Annotated in this window: 2 protein-coding genes and 1 pseudogene; all 3 read left to right on the forward strand. The window is 40.5% G+C overall.

Translation table 11 applies throughout. From position 1 onward, the window contains the following. The first annotated feature begins 111 nt into the window (after positions 1-111). Positions 112-1,092 (forward strand): histone H1-like repetitive region-containing protein, encoded by a 981-nt coding sequence (locus tag HMPREF3168_RS05545; protein WP_210384547.1) that lies wholly within the window; start codon positions 112-114, stop codon positions 1,090-1,092. A gap of 203 nt (positions 1,093-1,295) precedes the next feature. Beyond that, complete coding sequence (locus HMPREF3168_RS05550) at positions 1,296-1,493, forward strand: cold-shock protein (protein ID WP_003616492.1); 198 nt, start codon at positions 1,296-1,298, stop codon at positions 1,491-1,493. A gap of 331 nt (positions 1,494-1,824) precedes the next feature. Next, positions 1,825-2,061 (forward strand): annotated as a pseudogene (locus HMPREF3168_RS10695) (recombinase family protein); the annotation flags it as partial. Between the last annotated feature and the right edge of the window lie 132 nt (positions 2,062-2,193).

Below are 2,193 nucleotides of genomic sequence, written 5' to 3' on the forward strand. Positions count from 1 at the left end.
GCCCACGTTTGCAAGTGGGAAGTTTAAGTTATACTATGAAACAGCATCTATACATGGGTACATGATAGTCATATTATACAGATATTGCGTTTAGGTTAAAAAGAAAATCTTATGAAAAATAAAATATTAGGAAATAAATTATTTAAAAGTGGCAAAGTGTTGATTGCTGTCGCAGGAGTGTCTGTAATCATGACAAATGCTGTAATCCCTGTTATTAGTACAGCATCAGCAAATACGAATAATGTTACTGATAAGGCTGCTGCTAAGAAGGCTGCTGCTAAGAAGGCTACTGCTAAGAAGGCTGCTGCTAAGAAGGCTGCCGCTAAGAAGGCTGCTGCTAAGAAGGCTGCCGCTAAGAAGGCTGCCGCTAAGAAGGCTGCCGCTAAGAAGGCTGCTGCTAAGAAGGCTGCTGCTAAGAAGGCTGCCGCTAAGAAGGCTGCTACTGACAAAGCTGCCGCAGACAAGGCTGCTGCAGACAAAGCTGCCGCAGATAAAGCCGCCACAGATAAAGCCGCCGCAGACAAAGCTGCCGCAGACAAAGCTGCCGCAGATAAAGCCGCTGCAGACAAGGCTGCCGCTAGTTCCAACTCTGAATCAGCTACGGTAGATAGCTCTTCTAGCTCGGAAACTACTAATCCAACTGTTTACACCCCATTCGCCGGTAAAGCTGTTCACACTATTTATACTGGTACTAATACTTACCTATATACCACTAAAGAGTTAACTACCATTGCCACCACACCATTACAAGGTGATACCAGCGTAATTGCTTATCCCGATGGCATTACAACGGCCTTAACCGGTAAGAATGCTGGTGACCTAGCTATACCCGTAACTTATAAAGGACAAAACTTGTATTTTAAAGGTACTTTGGGAGACTTGACTTCAAACGGCTTATATCCAGATGGCTATTACTACGCTTTAACAGACACCACCTTCTACGGTGTGGTTAAGCCAACCGACCCTTCCGTCAAACTTGACGCACCTTTTCTAAACGGTTCCACTTGGTTCTACTATTTTGATGGTGGCGTTACGATTTACAGTTATAAAAATAACGTTTGGACTGGCAATACCTTTTTAAACGCTCAGTAACCACTGATAGATAATTACAATCTACCATATGAAAAACTGTGCGCTTGAATTATTTAGGGTTGCATACAGCGAATTAAAGTGTTAAAATTAGTTAAATTGACATATCCGGAAGTTATAAGTATCATTCATTTTTGCTATCTATTATTTTCCTAGATGTTAATTCAATTTGGTTACTTTGGTTTGATTCCTAGGAGGATATATATATGCAAAATGGTACTGTAAAATGGTTTAATGCTGATAAGGGCTTTGGGTTTATCACTGGTTCAGATGGAGATGTATTCGTACACTTTTCATCAATTAAAACTAACGGTTTTAAGAGTCTTGAGGAAGGGCAAAAAGTTAGTTACGATGTTGAACAAGGCAATCGAGGACCTCAAGCGACTAATGTTGTTCCACAATAATTTGTCTAATACTATGAAGAACTGCTTTTGATGGAGCAGTTCTTTTTTATGGCTCTTCGTCAAGAAGTACTGATAGAAAAAATTTGGATAACTTTTCAAACAGCTCGTGTCTGAGATTGGACATGAGCTGTTCTTTTATTCTTCCAGTTGATGGCAAAGTATGAGTTAGGAAGGGCAAGCAGGATTCGAGCCCGAAAATTAAAGAAGTTACGAAAGCCTGGGGAAAGCACCAGATGTCAGGGCTTGTTTGTCGTACCTATGGCACATTTTTGGTGTTGGAAAGTATTTCCATTCCAAAAGTACTAGGCCCTAATTTAAAAAGCCATTGATAATGGCTAAAATCGGTTATGCGCGTGTGAGTTCCAAGGAGCAACATTTAGATCGACAGTTAGCGGCTTTAAAAGACGTTGATAAATTATTTACGGATAAATTAAGTGGGGCTAACACTAATCGGCCAGAACTGCAAAAAATGCTGGCCTATATTCGTGAGGGTGATATTGTAATGGTCACTGAATTAGATCGCTTAGGCAGAAACAACCAGGATTTAACTAATAGTTTAGCCAATAAATATTCAATTAAGCTGCTAGTGATGGCGTTAATGCCTCCTGCATGTACTTCGGGAGGCGGGAAATGAAAGCGTTGGTGAATCTTTCCATCTGCTCTTCTGTCGTTGTGCTTTTTTATTGGCTAAACTATTGAA

It is taken from the genome of Lactobacillus sp. HMSC08B12 (genome assembly GCF_001808415.1).
Classification (GTDB): Bacteria; Bacillota; Bacilli; order Lactobacillales; family Lactobacillaceae; genus Lactobacillus; species Lactobacillus delbrueckii.